The organism is Pelagibacterium sp. (genome assembly GCF_048264985.1).
Taxonomy (GTDB): Bacteria; Pseudomonadota; Alphaproteobacteria; order Rhizobiales; family Devosiaceae; genus Pelagibacterium.
This window is the reverse complement of the sequence record NZ_JBLXCL010000005.1, coordinates 134,298-151,769: the sequence shown is the minus strand read 5'-3', so window position 1 is coordinate 151,769 and position 17,472 is coordinate 134,298. Positions and strand designations below refer to the sequence as shown.

The window sequence follows — 17,472 nt, the reverse complement described above, 5'->3', positions numbered from 1 at the left end:
GACCTTATCGATGCAGAGACTACTCATACTGTGTGCAGCGCTTTTCGCCGCGCTTCTTCTGGCGTCATGCGCCACACTATCGCGTGAGCAATGCGAAGCTGGCGATTGGCGTTCCATCGGGTTCGGCGACGGTGCCGACGGGCGCCCCGCGGACCGCATTTCGAGCCACGTTGAGGCGTGTTCCGAATTCGGTATTCCAGTCGACAATGCGCTCTATCAGAGCGGTCGCACGGAAGGTTTGCGGGTCTATTGCCGCCTCAACAATGCCGAGCGACAGGGCCGGGCGGGTGAGCGGTATTACGGTGTTTGCCAAGGTGATCTGGGCGTTGCGTTCGCGCGGGTCCATGATGCGGGTAGGGATGTTTTCAATCTCGAAGCCGAACTCAACAGTCTCGACAGCGATATCGATTCAAAGTTGGCCGAGCTGCGTCGCAGCGACCTGACAGCTGAGGAGATCGCTACGCTGACGCGGGAATTGACCTTCCTGCAATCGGACCGCCGCAGACTCGAATCCCGAGTGCGCTCCGCCGATCAGAACCTGGCGCTGGTTCGCAGACAGGAAGAAAGCCGGCTCAACCAGGCAGGCATATCCTACTAAGCAAAAAAAGGGCCCGAACGGGCCCTTTTTCTTTGGTTTGGATGTTGGTGGTCAGGCGCTGGGCTGCTTGACGATGCGCAGGTAGGGCCGTACCTCGTTCCAGCCATCGGGGAATTTTTCCTTGGCCTGCTCGTTTGTCACGGCCGGAACGATGATGACGTCTTCGCCGTCCTTCCAGTTCACCGGTGTTGCCACCTGATGTTTGGCCGTCAATTGCAGGCTGTCGATTACCCGTAGGATCTCGTCGAAATTCCGTCCCGTGGACGCTGGGTATTCGAGCTTGAGCTTGACCTTCTTGTCCGGGCCGACAACGAAAACGCTCCGCACTGTCAGCGTATTGTCGGCATTTGGGTGGATCATGTCGTATTGGCGCGCAATTGTGCCATCATCTGCGATCAGCGGGAAATTGAGAGCGGCGCCCTGGGTTTCCTCGATGTCCTTTGCCCAGCCTTCATGATCTTCGATCTTGTCGACCGATAGCCCCAGCACCTTGACGCCGCGCTTATCGAACTCGGGTTTCAATTTGGCAGTATAGCCGAGTTCGGTGGTGCAGACCGGTGTGTAATTCTTGGGGTGCGAAAACAGCACCGTCCAGCTTCCATCGATGTAATCGTGGAACCGGATCTCTCCTTCGGTTGTCACCGCGGTGAAATCGGGCGCTGTATCGCCGATAAGGATAGCCATGTGCGTTTCTCCGTTGTTGCCCCGAAAATGGGGTCGGGGGATCGAAAACCGTTACCGCCAATATGGGGTGCAATCCATTGCGATGAACCCCGTGGCAGGGAAAATGTTTTGCCCAATTGCTGCCATCGCAGGGTAAGCGATTGCAGCAGGGGCCCATGAAAGCCCAAAGGCAGTCCAGCGGTGGATATGGCCCAGATCGCGCGCTGGATCCATGAGATTGCGCACCTTTTGCTTCAACGTTTTTACATCGGGACAGCCGCCATCGCGTTTGCGCCCCCAGGTCGATGTCGTGTTGGCCGAAATTTCAAAGAGCAGCCGGCGCGCAGCAGCCGGTTGCATCCGCTGCAATCGGTCATGGTGATTGCAGGTTTGGTCGGCTCTATGTGTCCAGATCCTTTCCATATGCGGCGATGCGGTATATCTAGGCCAGATTGGAGGGGGAGAATACTGTGCCGCCGCGTTCGGAAGCCACTCGCAACAAGCTCGACGATGCCGCCCGTGCAGGGTGGCTTTATTATGTTGCCGGCAACACCCAGGACGAGATCGCGGCCAAGCTCGGTGTGTCGCGCCAGAGTGCGCAGCGTCTTGTCTCTCTGGCCATCACCGAAAAACTCATCAAGGTCCGCCTCGATCACCCCATTGCCAACTGTCTTGAACTGGCGGCCGGTCTGCGGACCCGTTTCGGGCTGCGCCTTGTCGAAATCGTGCCCTCCGACCCCGGTCATCCCGATGCCACGCTCGGCGTTGCCGATGCGACGGCGCTGGAAATTGAAAAAACACTCTCGGGCGCCAGCCCGGTCATCATGGGGGTGGGCACCGGCCGCACCCTCAAAGCCGCTGTCGATATGCTGCCCGCCATGGATTGTCCGCAGCACAAGATTGTTTCTTTGACCGGCAATATTGCCCCTGATGGCTCGGCGGCGTTTTATAACGTGATCTTCTCGATTGCCGACAAGGTCAAAGCCCCCAGCTTTCCAATGCCACTGCCGGTTATCGCCGCCTCGGCCCATGATCGGCAATTGCTCCATAGCCAGGTCGGAATCGAAAAAAACCTTGCCCTGGCTGCGCAGGCGAGCGTGTGGTTCGTGGGAGTCGGCGATTTGGGCCCCAACGCCCCGCTCTATGAGGATGGCTTTGTCACGCGCGCCGAACTCAAGGCCCTGCAAAAAGCCGGTGCCGTGGGCGAAATGCTCGGTTGGGTATTCGACGCGGATGGAAAACTGGTCGCCGGCATGACCAATGAACGCGTGGCCTCCGCGCCCTGGCCCATGAGCGATTCGGCGCTCGTTGTCGCTTCAGCGCGCGGTCCCAACAAGGTTGCCGCTATCGGCGCCGCCATTGCCAGCGGTCTGGTCAATGGCCTTATTACCGACGAAGAAACCGCCGCCAAGCTCCTGGCCTGATTGCGCCCGCGCCCCGTTGGCCGCGACCATCTGGCAGCATCGATTGGCTGGCCAATGAGAGTTTCTGGGCTTTTCGGTATCTGCAACGATGCGGTGTTCCATCGCTCTGATCCAACGCCAATTTCACCCGGGGCGCTGTCGGACTAGCCCTGACACCGATGGTCCATCTTGGGCAATTTCCCGCCCCGTGAGCAAATTCCCTTGACATCGCGCCACAGAAAATGAGTAATTGCCCATGCGTATAGCAAATGCTCATTCTAGGAGCATATGGGAGGATTACCATATGAAATTACGCTCGATCATCATCGGGTCGTGCTCGCTGTTTGCCCTTGCAGCCGGCGCGCAGGCCCAATCGCTCACCATCGCCACGGTCAACAATGGCGACATGATCCGCATGCAGGGTCTGTCTGACAGGTTCACCGAAGCAACCGGGATTGACCTTGAGTGGGTGACGCTGGAGGAAAACGTACTGCGCCAGCGCGTCACCACCGACATCGCGACAGGCGGCGGCCAGTATGACGTTATGACTATCGGCGCATACGAAACGCCCATCTGGGCCGCCCAGGGCTGGCTCGCTCCGCTCGACGAACTTGGCGATGATTACAATACCGACGACCTGATCCCCGCAGTGCGCGAGGCGCTTTCGGTCGATGGCACCCAGTATGCCTCTCCGTTCTATGCGGAAAGCGCCATGATCATGTACCGCACCGACCTCTTTGAAGATGCCGGTCTGGAAATGCCACAAAGCCCGACGTGGGAATTCATTGGCGAAGCGGCGCGGGCAATCACCGACCGTGACAACGAAATCTATGGCATCTGCCTGCGTGGCAAGGCTGGCTGGGGTGAGAACATGGCGTTCATCACCGCTCTCGCCAATTCGATGGGTGGCCGTTGGTTCGATATGGATTGGGAGCCCCAGTTCGATAGCGCAGAATGGAATGAAGCGCTGACCTACTATGTTGACCTGATGACCGATGCGGGCCCTCCAGGCGCGTCTTCCAATGGGTTCAACGAAAATCTGGCGCTGTTCCAGCAGGGCAAGTGCGGCATGTGGATGGATGCTACAGTCGCTGCCTCTTTCGTGTCCAATCCCGATGACAGCCAGGTTGCAGATAGCGTGGGTTACGCTCTGTTCCCGACCAATGGCGAGTATGAAAACCACGGCAATTGGCTCTGGGTATGGTCACTGGCCGTTCCTGCATCAAGCCAGAATGTCGATGCAGCCAAGCAGTTTATCAACTGGGCAACCTCGGAAGCCTACCTCGAAATGGTCGCCGAGGAAGAAGGTTGGGCCAACGTTCCTCCGGGAACGCGCACCTCGCTCTATGAAAACCCGGCCTACACCGATGCTGCTCCGTTTGCCGAGATCACCCTTGAGGCGATCCAGTCGGCCAACACGACGAACTCCTCGGTTCAGGACGTGCCCTACGCTGGCGGTCAGTTTGTCGCCATCCCTGAATTCCAGGGCATCGGCACATCGGTCGGCCAGATCTTCTCGGCTGCCCTGGCTGGCCAGGTCAATGTCGATCAGGCGCTTGAGCAGGCCCAGCAGACGGCGCGCATGGAAATGGATCGCGCCGGTTACTACCGCTAGATCCAAATTTGAGGGGCCGGAGAATTTCGGCCCCTCGCTTTGACTGCATTGAGACCTTTCGGCTCCGCATATCGAGAGCGGACTAGAAAAATTGCGATCCCCCAATCGCACGCCAAGGTCAGGGAGAGGACAATGGCAACAGCTCAAACCCGCACAGCGGCCAGGTTCATGATGGCCCCATCGGTCATCTCGCTCCTGATCTGGATGATCGTGCCGCTCTCGATGACCGTATGGTTCTCGTTCCAGTGGTACACCGCATTCAGGGCGCCCGAATTCACCGGCTTTGCCAACTACACCTATTTTTTCGCCAACCCCAACATCTGGACGGTGTTTTTAAATACTCTCGTCCTTGTGGGCGGCGTGCTGCTCATCACTCTTGTTGGCGGGACTTTGCTGGCGCTGCTGCTCGATCAGCCCATGTTCGGGCAGGGCATCGTGCGCCTTCTGGTCATCGCTCCGTTCTTCGTCATGCCTACAGTTTCGGCGCTGGTGTGGAAGAACATGCTCATGCACCCGGTCAACGGGCTGTTCGCGTGGATCGCGCGCAACTTCGGGCTCCAGCCGGTCGATTGGTTTGCCCATGTTCCGCTGTTTTCGGTCATCATCATCGTTGCCTGGCAGTGGCTTCCGTTTGCAACGCTGATCTTGCTCACAGCGCTTCAATCGCTCGATGAAGAGCAGCGCGAGGCCGCCGGCATGGATGGTGCAGGGCCGCTCTCGCTATTCTTCTATATAATCTTGCCCCACATGTCGCGTGCACTCACCGTGGTCATGCTCATCCAGACCATTTTCCTGCTCTCGGTGTTTGCCGAAATCTTCGTCACTACCAATGGCGGGCCGGGCGTGGCGACAACCAATCTGCCGTTCCTGATCTATCTCCAGGCCCAGTTCCAGTACGATTTTGGACTGGCCTCGGCCGGCGGCATCGTCGCTGTCATCCTCGCCAACATTGTCGCGATCTTCCTGCTTCGCGTCGTCGGCAAGAATCTGGAGGCATAGAACCTGACATGGCACGCGCAATTTCCACCCGACGCAAAATTGGCTTCACTGTCTTTGCCTGGCTCATCGCCTTTGTGATCTTCTTTCCGATCCTGTGGACGTTTCTGACCAGCTTCAAGACCGAAGGCACAGCCATTGCGACCCCACCCCAGTTTCTGTTCTTCAGCTGGACGCTCGAAAACTACGAGACGGTTCTCGAACGCTCGAACTATTTCCGCTTCCTGGGCAATTCGATAATCACTGCCGTCGGTTCGACGTTGCTGGGTCTGGTTCTCGCCATTCCCGCAGCCTGGGCAATGGCGTTCTCGCCCACTAAGCGCACCAAGGACATCCTGATGTGGATGCTCTCGACCAAGATGCTGCCGGCGGTTGGCGTTCTTGTGCCCATCACCATGCTGTTTCGCATGATGGGCCTGACCGATACCCACCTGGGTCTGGTTCTTGTCCTTACGCTGATCAATCTGCCGATCATCATCTGGATGCTGTTCACCTACTTCAAGGAAATCCCCGTCGATATTCTTGAAGCGGCTCGCATGGATGGCGCCAGCCTGCGTCAGGAGGTGATCTATGTGCTCACCCCCATGGCGATCCCCGGCATCGCCTCGACGATGCTGCTCAATATCATTCTGGCGTGGAATGAATCGTTCTGGACGATCGTTCTGACCACCACCCAGGCAACCCCGCTTCCGGCCTTCATAGCGGCCTATTCTTCGCCCGAGGGCCTGTTCTGGGCCAAGCTCTCGGCAGCATCGATGATGGCCATCGCGCCCATCCTCATAATGGGCTGGTTCAGCCAGAAACAATTGGTCCGCGGCCTCACTTTTGGCGCCGTGAAGTAAGGGAGGGCCACACACATGGGATCGATCACACTTAAGAACGTTCAAAAGAATTTCGGCGGCGTCACCGTCATTCCCGACATATCGCTTGAGATCGAGGATGGTCAGTTCGTTGTCTTCGTCGGCCCGTCGGGGTGCGGCAAGTCAACGCTTTTGCGCCTGATCGCCGGCCTTGAGGATGTCAGCGACGGCCAGATCCTCATCGACGGCGAGGATATGTCCAGGGCTGCGCCGGCTCAGCGCAAGCTCTCGATGGTGTTCCAGTCCTACGCGCTCTATCCCCACATGAGCGTGCGTGGCAACATCGCCTTTCCCCTCAAGATGGAAAAAGCGCCGAAGGAAAAGATCGACGCCGCCGTCAACAATGCGGCCTCGATCCTCAACCTCACCGACTACCTCGACAGAAAGCCACGCCAGCTCTCGGGCGGCCAACGCCAGCGCGTTGCCATTGGCCGTGCCATTGTGCGCCAGCCAAAGGCATTCCTGTTCGACGAGCCATTGTCCAATCTCGACGCCGCTTTGCGCGTCAACATGCGGCTCGAGATCTCCGATCTGCACAACAAGCTCAAGACAACCATGGTCTATGTCACCCACGATCAGGTGGAGGCCATGACGATGGCCGACAAGATCGTGGTGCTCAACGCCGGCCGCGTCGAGCAATACGGCTCTCCGCTCGAGCTTTACACAAAGCCCGCCAACAAGTTCGTCGCCGGTTTTATCGGAAGTCCCAAGATGAACTTCATCGAGGGTGCAGAGGCCGAAAAATTCGGCGCGCACACAATTGGCATCCGCCCCGAGCATCTGGCGGTGGCAAAGCAGGGCGGCACTTGGTCGGGCGTGGTCAAAGTGTCCGAGCATTTGGGATCCGACACCTTCTTCCACATCGATGTGGATGGCATCGGCACATTGACTGCGCGTGCCGCTGGCGACGTGCCCTTCAAGCATGGCGAAACCGTATCCCTCTCGCCTGAAGAGGGGCGCATCTACAAGTTTGACGCCTCGGGCCAGGCAGCCTGAGGGCCGACAGACGATAGACCACTATTCGAGGATCAGCGGCATCATGAGCGTCAAACTCGCGGCAAACACTCTCTCCTCCGTGCCCGGTTCAGTCGCCGTGCCGCGCTATGATCGCTCGAATCTCGCGGCGGGGATCGTCCATTTTGGTGTTGGCAACTTCCATCGCGCCCATCAGGCCGTCTATCTCGATGATCTTTTTGATCTCGAACAGGACCACGATTGGGGAATCGTGGGGGCCGGCGTGCGTGCCAATGACGCCGAAATGAGAAAGATCCTCGCCGCGCAGGATTACCTCTCGACGATCGTCGAGCAGGAGGCATCGAAAACCAGTGCGCGGATCACGGCCCCGATGGTCGATTTTCTCGATCCCGGCGATCCGGCAGCGCTCGTTGCAAAGCTTGCCGATCCCGCTATCCGCATTGTGTCCCTCACCATCACCGAGGGTGGCTATTACCTCGACGCTGCCGGTAATTTTAACCCCACACATCCCGATGTCGTCGCTGACGCGGCCCAGCCCGAAGCGCCCAGGACTGTATTCGGCCTCATCCTTGCCGGACTCAAAGCGCGCCGCGCTGCGGGGATAGATCCCTTCACCATCATGTGCTGCGACAACATCCCCCACAACGGCAAGGTGACCCTGAATGCCGTGGCGGGATTGGCCGATCTGTTCGATAGCGAAATGGCCGATTGGATCCGCTCGTCGGTCGCCTTTCCAAATGGCATGGTCGATCGCATCACGCCTGCAACGTCCGACCGCGAACGCGCCATCGTTGCCGATGAATACGGCATTGCCGACGACTGGCCGGTGTTTTGCGAAACCTTCAAGCAATGGGTCCTGGAGGATAATTTTCCTTCAGGGCGCCCCGCGCTCGAAAAGGTCGGCGTTACCTTTGTCGATGACGTTTCGCCTTGGGAGCTGATGAAAATCCGCATCCTCAACGGCGGTCATGCCGCCATCGCCTATCCCGCTGCGCTCATGGATATCCATTTCGCCCACGAAGCCATGGCGCATCCCTTGATTGCAGCTTTTCTCGAAAAGCTTACCAAGGACGAGATCATTCCCGTCGTCCCCCCCGTGCCGGATACCGATCTCGACGATTACCGGGGCCTGATTGCGGATCGTTTCGCCAACCCCAGGATCGCCGATACCATTCAACGTCTGTGTCTGGATGGCTCCAACCGCCAACCCAAATTCATCCTGCCCTCGGTCGAAGATCGCCTCAAATCGGGGGGCTCGGTTAAAGGGATGGCACTGGTCTCGGCGCTTTGGTGCCGTTATTGTTACGGGGTAACCGATTCCGGCGCGCCCATCGGCCCTAACGATCCCAATTGGGATCGCATCCAGGCCGCTGCCATCCGTGCCAAGGACGACCCAGAGGCGTTTTTGGAGATGAAAGACATTTTCGGCGTTGCCGCAGATCATCCCGACTACCGTGCTGCGTTTAAGAACGCGCTGCGGACGGTCTGGTCGCATGGCGCCGGCGAAACCCTCACCCGCTACATACAGGGCAAGCTCTGATGAATGGGGCGCAAGCCCGTACATCAGATGCACACGGGCCTTCGCTGGTCATTTTCGATTGTGATGGCGTGCTTGTCGATTCCGAGCCCATCGCCATCGATGTGCTTGTCGATACGATAGCATCGTTGGGCGTGACCATTTCCAAAGATGTCGCCTATCGCGATTTCCTCGGCCGCACTCTTAAGGCTGTATCGGCGTCCCTTGCCACCGATTATGGTGTCACGATGGATGCCACAGCGCTCGAGGACATGCGTCACAGCCTCTATGCACGCTACAAAAGCGCGCTGCGGCCCATGCCCGGCATCGCAAATGTGCTCGATATGCTCAATATCCCCGTATGCGTCGCCTCTTCAAGCGTTTCCGAGCGTATCGAAATCAGCCTTAAACTGACCGGACTTTACAACCGCCTTGCCCCAAACATCTATTCGGCCACTATGGTCAGCAACGGCAAGCCAGCACCGGATCTGTTCTTGCTTGCTGCCCAGCGTATGGGCGTTGCGCCCGCCAATTGCGTGGTGATCGAGGATAGCCCCGCCGGGGTCATGGCTGCACAAGCTGCGGGCATGGCCGTCATCGCTTTTGCCGGTGGGAGCCATATTGCGCCTGCCGGGCTCAAGGCACAGCTTGCGGCGCTTGAACCCGATGCCCTCATCGACGATTTGCACAATTTGCATGTTTCATTAAGGTCGCTTCCCAGAAAAAGCTCGCACGCTTAGAGGATTGCATGACCGCCCTTCTGGTTGCTGTCGATGTGGGGACGACCAGCGCCCGGGCCGGGGTCGTAACAGCGACAGGCGACAGTCTTGGCCGCGCCGAAGCGCCGATCGACATCCGTCGCGAAGGCGCGATTCGCGCCGAACACCGGTCCGAAAATATCTGGTCGGCAGTTTGCACCGCGGTGCGCGCTGCACTGTCTGAAGCCAATGCCGATCCGCAATCGGTCAGGGCCATGGCGTTCGCTGCCACTTGCTCCCTCGTCGTTCGGGGCAGGGATGGCGCACCGCTGCCTGTCAGCGAAGATGGTGAGGCCGATTGGGATACCATCGTCTGGCTCGATCACCGGGCCATGGAAGAAACCGCGCTCATCAACGCGACGGGTCATGAGGTTCTTGAGTTCGCTGGCGGAGCGCTCAGCCCGGAAATGGAAATTCCCAAACTCCTCTGGCTCAAGCGCAATTTGCCGTCCATCTGGCAAAAGACCGGCTACATGTTCGATCTTGCAGATTTTCTCGCCTGGAAATCCTGCGGCAGTCTCGAGCGGTCACAATCGACGCTGACAAGCAAATGGAGCTTTCTTGCCCATCGTGCCGATGGTTGGCCCACCGATTTCCTTGCGTCCATTGGCCTTGACGATTTGCTTTCCCGCGCGAGCCTGCCACGCACAGCGTCCCCCATTGGTGCCCCGCTCGGCAGCCTTACTGCCAAAGCCTCGCGCGAACTGGGCCTGCCGCGTTCCGTCGTCGTCGGCACCGGCATGGTCGATGCCCATGCCGGTGCGCTGGGCATGTATGCCGAAGACCCACTGGGCGTCGATCGGCACCTGGGACTGGTTGCCGGCACCTCCAGCGCGGTGACCGCGCTTGCACGCGATCCGCGCCCGACCCCTGGCCTGTGGGGGCCGTATTTTGGCGCCGTGCTGCCCGGTTTCTGGCTCACCGAAGGGGGCCAGTCAGCGTCAGGCGCCGCGCTTGACTACATCATTCGATCACATGCTTCTGGAGCTGCGCCCACGCCCGTAATGCATGCGGAAATCATCAATCGCATCAATCGCCTGCGAGAGAGCGAGCCCGATCTGGCGCCCCGCCTTCATATCCTCCCCGATTTTCACGGCAACCGCTCGCCCTTTGCCGATCCAGCCGCGTTGGGCGTCATGTCCGGGATGAGTCTCGATTCCTCGTTCGACGGGTTGTGCAAGCTCTACTGGCGTGCCGCCGTGTCCATAGCGCTCGGCGTGCGTCACATTCTCGAAACCTTGAACGCCACCGGCTATGCCATCGACACGCTGCACGTCACAGGCGGCCACACCCGCAATCCCCTCCTGATGGAGCTCTATGCTGATGTGACTGGCTGCATCATCCACGAATTGCCGGACGCAGATGCCATGATCCTTGGCACCGCCATGGCCGCCGCGACGGCTGCAGGGCTATACCCTCGTCTTGCCGACGCCGCCCACGCCATGCGCCACGCCTCGGTTACCCGGACCCCGGACCTGCCCCGTAAGGCGCGCTACGATATTGACTATGCAGTGTTTCTTAAGATGCACGCCCATCGCCGGGAAATCGAAGCCATGCTGTAAGCCGTTCGTTGCTGCTATGGCAAAAAAATGCGCCATTATGTTAATTATATTTGACATGAAGTAATAAATATTACCTATTGCTCCAATGATGTCGTCCATTGGAGCGTGCTATGAGCTTTCGGGAAAAGAACGCATGGATTGCTGTGGTGACCACGCTGGTCATCTGGACAGTTTATTTCTGGCAGGTGGGATCCGCCGCCTTGGCGGGTACGCTTGATGGCGATGGCGTCTTTTGGTTGTTCGTCTGGTGCTTGGGGCTTTCCATCGCCATCATGTTGCCGATCAATATCGTGGCGGCGGTTCTCGCCCGCCAGAACATGGACGCAGCACCCGATGAGCGTGAGCGCGACATCGATGCACGAGCCAACCGGGTCGGGCTGGTTCTTCTTGAATGGCTCATCATCGGGGTGATCGCTGCCAGCGGGGTTATCGCAGCCTTTGCCCGCCAGGCCTACGCGCCCGATCCGGCCGGTGCCACAGTGGTGATGCTGATCAATCTGCTGCTCTTTGCCCTCGCCTTCGCTGCCTTGGTGCGTGAAGTCATCCAGATCGTAAGTTTCAGGATGATGGACTGATGGCCCGCCCTCCGATCACCAACCAGATCCGCCGCTTGCGTTTCGAGCACAGCGAGATGACCCAACAGGAACTTGCCGACAAGATCGGCATGACCCGCCAGACCGTCGCTGCCATCGAGCACAACAAATATTCTCCTTCGCTGGAGGCAGCATTCCGCATTGCCGAAACCTTCGGCGCACCCATTGGCGAGGTGTTCTTCTGGAAAGCCGGGGAGACCGAAAAATGACAATTCCCAACACGATGAAAGCTGCGATCGTTACAGCCTATGGCGGGCCCGAAACTGTCGAGATCCAGTCACGCCCGGTACCTATGCCGCGCGATGACGAAGTGCTCATCAAGGTGGTGGCCACCACTGTCAATTCGGGTGATGTGCGCATGCGCGCCCTTGATGCGCCGCGCGGCATGAAAACCTTGATGCGCCTTGCCATCGGCTTTTTCCGCCCACGTCAGCCGATCTTTGGCGCCGAATTGGCAGGAACGATCGTCGCGCTTGGCCCCAGGGCCAGCCGCTTCGCAATAGGAGATTCGGTGATCGCCTTTCCGGGCACCGGACTCAGAGCGCACGCCGAATATGTTGCGGTCTCCGAGCGCAAGCCGATCGTTGCAAAGCCTCCAACCCTATCGTTCGAGGCGGCGGCCGGTCTGTGTTTCGGCGGTACCACAGCGCTTCATTTCATCAACAAGGCAAATCTTGCAGCGGGCGAGCATGTTCTTGTCATCGGCGCGTCGGGCGCCGTCGGCGCCGCAATTGTGCAATTGGCCAAACGGCGTGGTGCGAAGGTGAGCGCAGTGTCGAGCGCCGCCAATGCTGATTTGGTTCGGCGTCTGGGGGCCGATGCTGTCATCGATTACGTGACCACCGATTACATGGCAAATTTCTCAGCCTATGATGTGATCGCCGATACGGTCGGTGCAATCGATTTCCAATCCAGCTTGTCGGTACTCAAACCCCGAGGGCGCTACCTGGCCATAAGCGGCGGCGTGGCCGAAATGCTCGCTCGCCCTAAGGACGGCAAGCGCCCCATGGCCGGTATGGCCGCAGAACGCCCCGAGGACGTCGCCTTCCTCGCCGGCCTGGCCGCCAGCGAAGAATATGAGATCGTCATCGATGATGTGTTTGATTTTGACGATATCGCCAAGGCTCACGCAAGGGTCGACAGCAAACGCAAACGGGGCAGCGTCGTCGTGAGGGTTGCCCAATAGCGGCCTTGCGCGGGCTGAAATCGCGCCTTGACGGAACAAAATAAGAACGACATCCTGCGCGGCACCAATGGAGGTACGTCATGGCTCATATCGTCTTGTTTCATTCCATCCTCGGTCTGCGGCCGGTCGAGGGTGAAATTGCCGCCGTTTTCGAGGCCGACGGTCATACTGTAATGCTGCCTGACCTGTTCGATGGACAATCAGCAGACAATTACGATGCCGCCTTCGCCTTGCGCAAGGAAGTGGGAACAGATGCCATTATGGCGCGTGCCCGAGCCGCCGTTGAGGCTGCACCGGCTGAGGCTGTTTTGTCGGGTGTGTCGTTTGGCGCTGCGTTGGTCGGGGAGTTTTGGGCCGACCGCCCGAAAATGGCCGGAGCCCTTTTGTACGCGGGTATCACCGACTGGATGACGCCGCCCACCCCCGGTCTGCCCGTATCGGTGCACATTGCCCATCCCGATCCATTCGATGATGAAGACTATTTCGCCGACTGGGTGGCCAACAAGGGTGAGGCCGATCTCCAGATGCACCGCTATGACGGGGCGGGCCACTATTTCCTCGACCCCAGCCTCGATGATTACAATCAAGCTGCAGCTAAACTCTGCCTCGACCGCTCGCGCGCGTTTCTAAACGGCCTCTGAGCGCGTCTTATCGAATTGCCTTGCCCTCGTCATCGAACAAATGCCGCTTGGCCTTGTCAAACGTCACAAACACTTTCGAGCCGGGCGCAAAATAATGTTCGCCGAACAGCCGAGCCGTCAAAAGTCCTGATTTCTCATGCCGCAGATACAGATTGGTGTCGGCCCCGAGCTGTTCGATATGGACGACTTCACAGCTCAAATCGCCTTCGGTCTGGGACACGCTCATATGCTCGGGCCGAATGCCCACGGTCTTGGCGCCGGTTTCCCCCAGTGTCGTCGCCTCGAGAAAGTTCATCTGCGGAGAACCGATAAATCCGGCGACGAACATGTTGGCGGGGCGGTTGTAAAGCTCCATGGGCGAGCCGATTTGCTCGATACGGCCGGCATTCATAACCACGATCTTGTCGGCCAGCGTCATCGCTTCGACCTGATCGTGGGTCACATAGACCATGGTTGCCGCAAGTTCCCGGTGCAGCCGCGCGATCTCAAGGCGCGTGTTGACGCGCAGCGCAGCGTCGAGGTTTGAAAGCGGCTCGTCAAAGAGAAACAGTTTCGGCTTGCGCACAACGGCCCGGCCAATGGCCACGCGCTGGCGCTGACCGCCCGAAAGCTCCGATGGTCGCCGCTCAAGCAGCGGATCGAGTCCGAGCATTTTGCTTGCAACCCCGACCCGGTCGTCGATCTCGGACTTTGCAGCGCCTTCCTGCTTCATCGCCAGGCTCATATTGCCTTTGACGGTGAGGTGCGGATAGAGCGCGTAGGACTGGAAGACCATGGCAATGCCGCGCTTGGCAGGCGGGGTGGAATTGACCAGGTTGCCGTCGATCTTGACGGTCCCGCCGCTGGCATCTTCAAGCCCCGCGATGATCCGCAGCAATGTCGACTTTCCACAGCCAGACGGGCCGACGAAAATGACGAATTCCCCCTCGTCGACCGAAAGGTCAATCCCGTGCAGAACGTCTGTCGACCCAAAAGTCTTCTTGATGCCCGAAAGTTCGAGAGCGGTCATTTATAGAGCCTTTCAACGTTGAAAGCGCTTTCAGCGCGCCCAGTGTTCGCGCCCTCGCCGCGCGGGGCACAAAGGGTGGAATGGGCGAACCAGGCACTCAAATCCATAGCGCTCGTTCCCATCACAGATCCACCGGCTTGCCAGTCCGTATCGATTCATCGGCGGCGATGCAGATGCGCAGCGATTGCACGGCGTCGCTCATGTGCCGGCCCAGATCAATGTCTTCGGTAATCGCGCGATGGACGTAATCCTGCTCACGAGCGCAAAGCGCATCATGCCCCGGCTCGCCCTCCATTGAGAGCATCTCGTCCTGATGGACAAACTCTCCATCACTGCCCAGTTCTGCGCGGTGAATGCGGATGCGGTCGGTTTTGGTATGGGTTTCGTGATCTGAGGATTTGGCGCCCTCGTCCATCACGATCGACACCGAGCCCTTGGGTGTCATGATGTCCTTGATGAAAAATGCGGTTTCCGAAATCATCGGCCCCCAGCCGGCCTCGTACCAGCCCAGCGAGCCATCGTCGAAAAGCACCTGCAAATGTCCGTAATTGTACATTTCCGGCGCCACTTCATCGGATAGCCGAACGCCCATGCCGCGCACCTGCACCGGTTTGGCATCGGTGATCTGGCACATCACGTCGATATAATGGACGCCGCAATCGACGATGGGCGATGTGGTCTCCATCAGCGTCTTGTGCGTGCGCCAGAACCGACCGGCAGACTGCTGGTTGAGGTTCATGCGGAAAACGTAAGGTCCGCCAAGACCGCGCGCTTCTTCAATCAAGCGCACCCAGGAGGGATGGTGGCGCAGGATATAGCCCACCACCAGCTTCTTGCCCAGGCGTTCGGCGGTAGCCACGACCCGCTCGGCATCGGCGATATTTGTCGCCAATGGCTTTTCGATGAACACATGTGCGCCAGCCTCCATGGCGGCAACCGCATAGTCGGCATGGCTGTCGGAATAGGTATTGATCGAAGCGAGGTCGGGCTTGGTTGCGGCCAGCCCCTCGTAAAAATCGCTCCAGTGCGGATAGCTGTCGAGCCCTGCGGGTACAGAATCCCTGCTGCGCGTTACGACGCCGACAATCTCGTAGCCGGGGTGGTTGTGATAGGCCATGGCATGGGCCCGGCCCATATTGCCCAGGCCGGCAACGAGCACGCGAATAGGTTGGCTCATTTGACCGCTCCTGAAGTAATGCCGCGGATCAATTGCCGCGAGAAGATGAGATAGAGAACCAGAACAGGGATGATGGCCAGCGTCAGTGCCGCCAGCACGGCGTTCCAGTTGGTGACGAATTGTCCGATAAAGACCTGTGCGCCCAGCGTCACGGTCTTTGTTGCCTCGGCCGGAGCCAGGATCAGCGGAAACCACAGATCGTTCCAGATCGGGATCATGGTGAACACGGCAACGGTTGCCATGGCGGGCCGCACCAGCGGCAGCACCAGGGTAAAAAAGATCTTGTATTCTGAAAGCCCGTCGACACGGCCGGCGTTTTTCAGGTCGCTCGAAACTGTCCGCATGAATTCCGAAAGAATGAAGATCGCCAGTGGCAGGCCCTGCGCCGTATAGACCAGGATCAGCGCCGTCAGCGTGTTGACCAGCCCGGTCGCCACCATGATCTGCAAGATTGCCACGGTGCCCAGCCGGATGGGGATCATGATCCCCAACGCCAGATAGAGCCCCATGAGTGCATTGCCTTTGAAGCGGTATTCGGACAGCGCAAAGGCAGCCATGGCGCCAAACAAGAGCACACAGAACAGCGAAGCGACGGTAACGACGAGCGAATTTTGGAAATAGAGCAGAAAGTCGCCCTGGTTGGTGACGGTTTCAAACCCGATCAGCGAGAAGGTTTCCGCCTCGGGCAGCGCCAGCGGATCGTTAAAGATCGCTCGCCGCTCCTTGAACGCGTTGACGATGATGACGAACACCGGAAACAGCGCGATCAGCGTATAGGTGATCAGCACGGCATGGGCGGCGAAGGCGCGGGGCAGGGAGGAACGGGCCGTATTCATCAGAACTGATACCTCCGAAGCCGTGTTTGTATCCCGAACAGGTAGATCGAAACCCCCACAAGGATGATCAGGAACATCATGGTGGCAATCGCCGAACCCATGTTGGGGTCGCCCAGCTGGAGCTGGAAACCAAAAAACGTCCGGTAGAGCAGAGTGCCAAGGATGTCGGTTGAAAAGTTTGGCCCCGCCTGCGCGCCCTGGCTGACATAGATAAGATCGAAAGCGTTGAAATTACCGACAAAGGTGAGAATCGAGATGATGCCGATGGTCGGCAGGATCAGCGGGAGTTGGATCTTGAAGAATTGTTTTGGCCCGGTCACTCCATCGATTTCCGCGGCCTCGATCACCTCGTCGGGGATCGAAAGCAGCGCGGCGTATATCAGCATCATGGGAATGCCCACGAACTGCCAGACAGAAACCAGCGCCAGTGTTGTCAGCGCTGCGCCTTCCTGTCCCAGCCATGGCGAGAAAAGGCCGCGCATACCGATCGCGTCGAGCATGTTGGGCGCAATACCCCACAGCGGCGAGAGGATCAGTTTCCACACAAACCCGACGATCACAAAGGACAGGATCGTGGGGATGAAGATCGCTGTGCGATAAAACCCGCGCAAGCGCAGATTGGGGTTGGACAGGATGGCCGCCAGCAACACACCGATCGGGTTCTGCACGATCATATGGATGACAAAGAACCAGAAATTGTTCGCCAGCGCATTCCAGAAACTAGCCGCCCAGCGCGGGTCGAAAAACAATGTTCCGAAATTGCGCAGCCCTACAAAAGCACGCTCGCCGTCAACTGTGTTGAAGAGCGATTGGAACAGCGTCGAGAACAGCGGGATAATCATGATGGCGGTATAAACGAGCACCGCCGGTGCCAGGAAAACGGCTATGTGCCAGCGCCGTGCGGGTTTGGACGTGACGTCCTGATCCACCGCCATGATGATGTTCCCCTCTTAAAGTCCAAAACCCGGGCGATGCGATGCCGCCCGAAAGAAATGATGTGTGCAAGTGCCGCTCATTCCCCGCTTTGCCGGCAGGGAGCATGGCGTTCGGCCGGTGGCTGCAAGGGCCACCCTCGCCTCGAAGG

At 58.7% G+C, this 17,472-nt stretch carries 18 protein-coding genes; 13 read left to right on the top strand and 5 right to left on the bottom strand.

Features of this window, described 5'->3' with window-relative positions; all coding sequences use genetic code 11:
- Nucleotides 1–10: 10 nt before the first annotated feature.
- Complete coding sequence (locus tag ACN0TA_RS14415) at nt 11–598, top strand: DUF2799 domain-containing protein (protein WP_417584139.1); 588 nt, start codon at nt 11–13, stop codon at nt 596–598.
- Between the two features lie 51 nt (nt 599–649).
- Here the strand turns inward: ACN0TA_RS14415 and ACN0TA_RS14410 are convergent, their stop codons facing one another.
- On the bottom strand, nt 650–1,282 hold the full coding sequence (locus tag ACN0TA_RS14410; protein WP_417584137.1) for a peroxiredoxin: 633 nt from the start codon (nt 1,280–1,282) through the stop codon (nt 650–652).
- A gap of 449 nt (nt 1,283–1,731) precedes the next feature.
- On the opposite strand from ACN0TA_RS14410, the gene ACN0TA_RS14405 reads away from it, so the two are divergent.
- The 12 genes from ACN0TA_RS14405 to ACN0TA_RS14350 all read left to right on the top strand — a co-directional run bounded on the left by ACN0TA_RS14405 (nt 1,732) and on the right by ACN0TA_RS14350 (nt 13,366).
- Nucleotides 1,732–2,685: a sugar-binding transcriptional regulator gene (locus ACN0TA_RS14405; RefSeq protein ID WP_417584135.1), complete on the top strand. Its 954-nt coding sequence runs from the start codon at nt 1,732–1,734 to the stop codon at nt 2,683–2,685.
- A 283-nt stretch (nt 2,686–2,968) separates the two neighbouring features.
- Nucleotides 2,969–4,279: an ABC transporter substrate-binding protein gene (locus tag ACN0TA_RS14400; RefSeq protein WP_417584133.1), complete on the top strand. Its 1,311-nt coding sequence runs from the start codon at nt 2,969–2,971 to the stop codon at nt 4,277–4,279.
- A 132-nt stretch (nt 4,280–4,411) separates the two neighbouring features.
- Entirely contained in the window at nt 4,412–5,278 is an 867-nt protein-coding gene (locus ACN0TA_RS14395; RefSeq protein WP_417584131.1) for a carbohydrate ABC transporter permease, read from the top strand.
- An 8-nt stretch (nt 5,279–5,286) separates the two neighbouring features.
- Nucleotides 5,287–6,117, top strand: a complete 831-nt coding sequence (locus ACN0TA_RS14390; protein WP_417584129.1) for a carbohydrate ABC transporter permease — start codon at nt 5,287–5,289, stop codon at nt 6,115–6,117.
- A gap of 15 nt (nt 6,118–6,132) precedes the next feature.
- On the top strand, nt 6,133–7,131 hold the full coding sequence (locus ACN0TA_RS14385; RefSeq protein ID WP_417584127.1) for an ABC transporter ATP-binding protein: 999 nt from the start codon (nt 6,133–6,135) through the stop codon (nt 7,129–7,131).
- Nucleotides 7,132–7,174: 43 nt separating this feature from the next.
- On the top strand, nt 7,175–8,650 hold the full coding sequence (locus ACN0TA_RS14380; protein ID WP_417584125.1) for a mannitol dehydrogenase family protein: 1,476 nt from the start codon (nt 7,175–7,177) through the stop codon (nt 8,648–8,650).
- Complete coding sequence (locus tag ACN0TA_RS14375) at nt 8,650–9,366, top strand: HAD family hydrolase (protein WP_417584123.1); 717 nt, start codon at nt 8,650–8,652, stop codon at nt 9,364–9,366. Before ACN0TA_RS14380 ends, ACN0TA_RS14375 begins: the two co-directional genes overlap by 1 nt.
- Nucleotides 9,367–9,374: 8 nt before the next feature.
- A complete protein-coding gene (locus ACN0TA_RS14370) occupies nt 9,375–10,946 on the top strand; it encodes an FGGY-family carbohydrate kinase (RefSeq protein WP_417584121.1) in 1,572 nt (523 codons plus the stop codon).
- Between the two features lie 110 nt (nt 10,947–11,056).
- Entirely contained in the window at nt 11,057–11,521 is a 465-nt protein-coding gene (locus ACN0TA_RS14365) for a hypothetical protein (protein ID WP_417584119.1), read from the top strand.
- Nucleotides 11,521–11,748 carry a helix-turn-helix transcriptional regulator gene (locus tag ACN0TA_RS14360; RefSeq protein ID WP_417584117.1) on the top strand — a complete coding sequence of 76 codons (228 nt, stop codon included), beginning with the start codon at nt 11,521–11,523 and terminating at the stop codon, nt 11,746–11,748. Before ACN0TA_RS14365 ends, ACN0TA_RS14360 begins: the two co-directional genes overlap by 1 nt.
- Nucleotides 11,745–12,725, top strand: a complete 981-nt coding sequence (locus ACN0TA_RS14355; protein WP_417584115.1) for an NAD(P)-dependent alcohol dehydrogenase — start codon at nt 11,745–11,747, stop codon at nt 12,723–12,725. The genes ACN0TA_RS14360 and ACN0TA_RS14355 overlap by 4 nt, the downstream gene beginning before the upstream one ends.
- Nucleotides 12,726–12,805: 80 nt before the next feature.
- Nucleotides 12,806–13,366, top strand: a complete 561-nt coding sequence (locus tag ACN0TA_RS14350) for a dienelactone hydrolase family protein (RefSeq protein ID WP_417584113.1) — start codon at nt 12,806–12,808, stop codon at nt 13,364–13,366.
- A gap of 7 nt (nt 13,367–13,373) precedes the next feature.
- Here the strand turns inward: ACN0TA_RS14350 and ACN0TA_RS14345 are convergent, their stop codons facing one another.
- From ACN0TA_RS14345 to ACN0TA_RS14330, 4 genes are all read right to left on the bottom strand, one after another.
- A complete protein-coding gene (locus tag ACN0TA_RS14345; protein WP_417584111.1) occupies nt 13,374–14,375 on the bottom strand; it encodes an ABC transporter ATP-binding protein in 1,002 nt (333 codons plus the stop codon).
- Nucleotides 14,376–14,496: 121 nt separating this feature from the next.
- Nucleotides 14,497–15,552, bottom strand: a complete 1,056-nt coding sequence (locus ACN0TA_RS14340; protein WP_417584109.1) for a Gfo/Idh/MocA family protein — start codon at nt 15,550–15,552, stop codon at nt 14,497–14,499.
- The gene (locus ACN0TA_RS14335; RefSeq protein ID WP_417584107.1) at nt 15,549–16,388 is read right to left on the bottom strand and encodes a carbohydrate ABC transporter permease; all 840 of its coding nucleotides are present in this window, start codon (nt 16,386–16,388) and stop codon (nt 15,549–15,551) included. Before ACN0TA_RS14335 ends, ACN0TA_RS14340 begins: the two co-directional genes overlap by 4 nt.
- A complete protein-coding gene (locus ACN0TA_RS14330) occupies nt 16,388–17,323 on the bottom strand; it encodes a carbohydrate ABC transporter permease (RefSeq protein ID WP_417584105.1) in 936 nt (311 codons plus the stop codon). The genes ACN0TA_RS14335 and ACN0TA_RS14330 overlap by 1 nt, the downstream gene beginning before the upstream one ends.
- Nucleotides 17,324–17,472: the final 149 nt, after the last annotated feature.

Coding starts and splice junctions, on each gene's coding strand:
- ACN0TA_RS14335 (WP_417584107.1), bottom strand. CDS start 16,388: ATGAATACGGCCCGTTCCTCCCTGCCCCGCGCCTTCGCCGCCCATGCC.
- ACN0TA_RS14390 (WP_417584129.1), top strand. CDS start 5,287: ATGGCACGCGCAATTTCCACCCGACGCAAAATTGGCTTCACTGTCTTT.
- ACN0TA_RS14340 (WP_417584109.1), bottom strand. CDS start 15,552: ATGAGCCAACCTATTCGCGTGCTCGTTGCCGGCCTGGGCAATATGGGC.
- ACN0TA_RS14395 (WP_417584131.1), top strand. CDS start 4,412: ATGGCAACAGCTCAAACCCGCACAGCGGCCAGGTTCATGATGGCCCCA.
- ACN0TA_RS14385 (WP_417584127.1), top strand. CDS start 6,133: ATGGGATCGATCACACTTAAGAACGTTCAAAAGAATTTCGGCGGCGTC.
- ACN0TA_RS14345 (WP_417584111.1), bottom strand. CDS start 14,375: ATGACCGCTCTCGAACTTTCGGGCATCAAGAAGACTTTTGGGTCGACA.
- ACN0TA_RS14350 (WP_417584113.1), top strand. CDS start 12,806: ATGGCTCATATCGTCTTGTTTCATTCCATCCTCGGTCTGCGGCCGGTC.
- ACN0TA_RS14360 (WP_417584117.1), top strand. CDS start 11,521: ATGGCCCGCCCTCCGATCACCAACCAGATCCGCCGCTTGCGTTTCGAG.
- ACN0TA_RS14365 (WP_417584119.1), top strand. CDS start 11,057: ATGAGCTTTCGGGAAAAGAACGCATGGATTGCTGTGGTGACCACGCTG.
- ACN0TA_RS14410 (WP_417584137.1), bottom strand. CDS start 1,282: ATGGCTATCCTTATCGGCGATACAGCGCCCGATTTCACCGCGGTGACA.
- ACN0TA_RS14355 (WP_417584115.1), top strand. CDS start 11,745: ATGACAATTCCCAACACGATGAAAGCTGCGATCGTTACAGCCTATGGC.
- ACN0TA_RS14380 (WP_417584125.1), top strand. CDS start 7,175: ATGAGCGTCAAACTCGCGGCAAACACTCTCTCCTCCGTGCCCGGTTCA.
- ACN0TA_RS14370 (WP_417584121.1), top strand. CDS start 9,375: ATGACCGCCCTTCTGGTTGCTGTCGATGTGGGGACGACCAGCGCCCGG.
- ACN0TA_RS14400 (WP_417584133.1), top strand. CDS start 2,969: ATGAAATTACGCTCGATCATCATCGGGTCGTGCTCGCTGTTTGCCCTT.
- ACN0TA_RS14330 (WP_417584105.1), bottom strand. CDS start 17,323: ATGGCGGTGGATCAGGACGTCACGTCCAAACCCGCACGGCGCTGGCAC.
- ACN0TA_RS14375 (WP_417584123.1), top strand. CDS start 8,650: ATGAATGGGGCGCAAGCCCGTACATCAGATGCACACGGGCCTTCGCTG.
- ACN0TA_RS14415 (WP_417584139.1), top strand. CDS start 11: ATGCAGAGACTACTCATACTGTGTGCAGCGCTTTTCGCCGCGCTTCTT.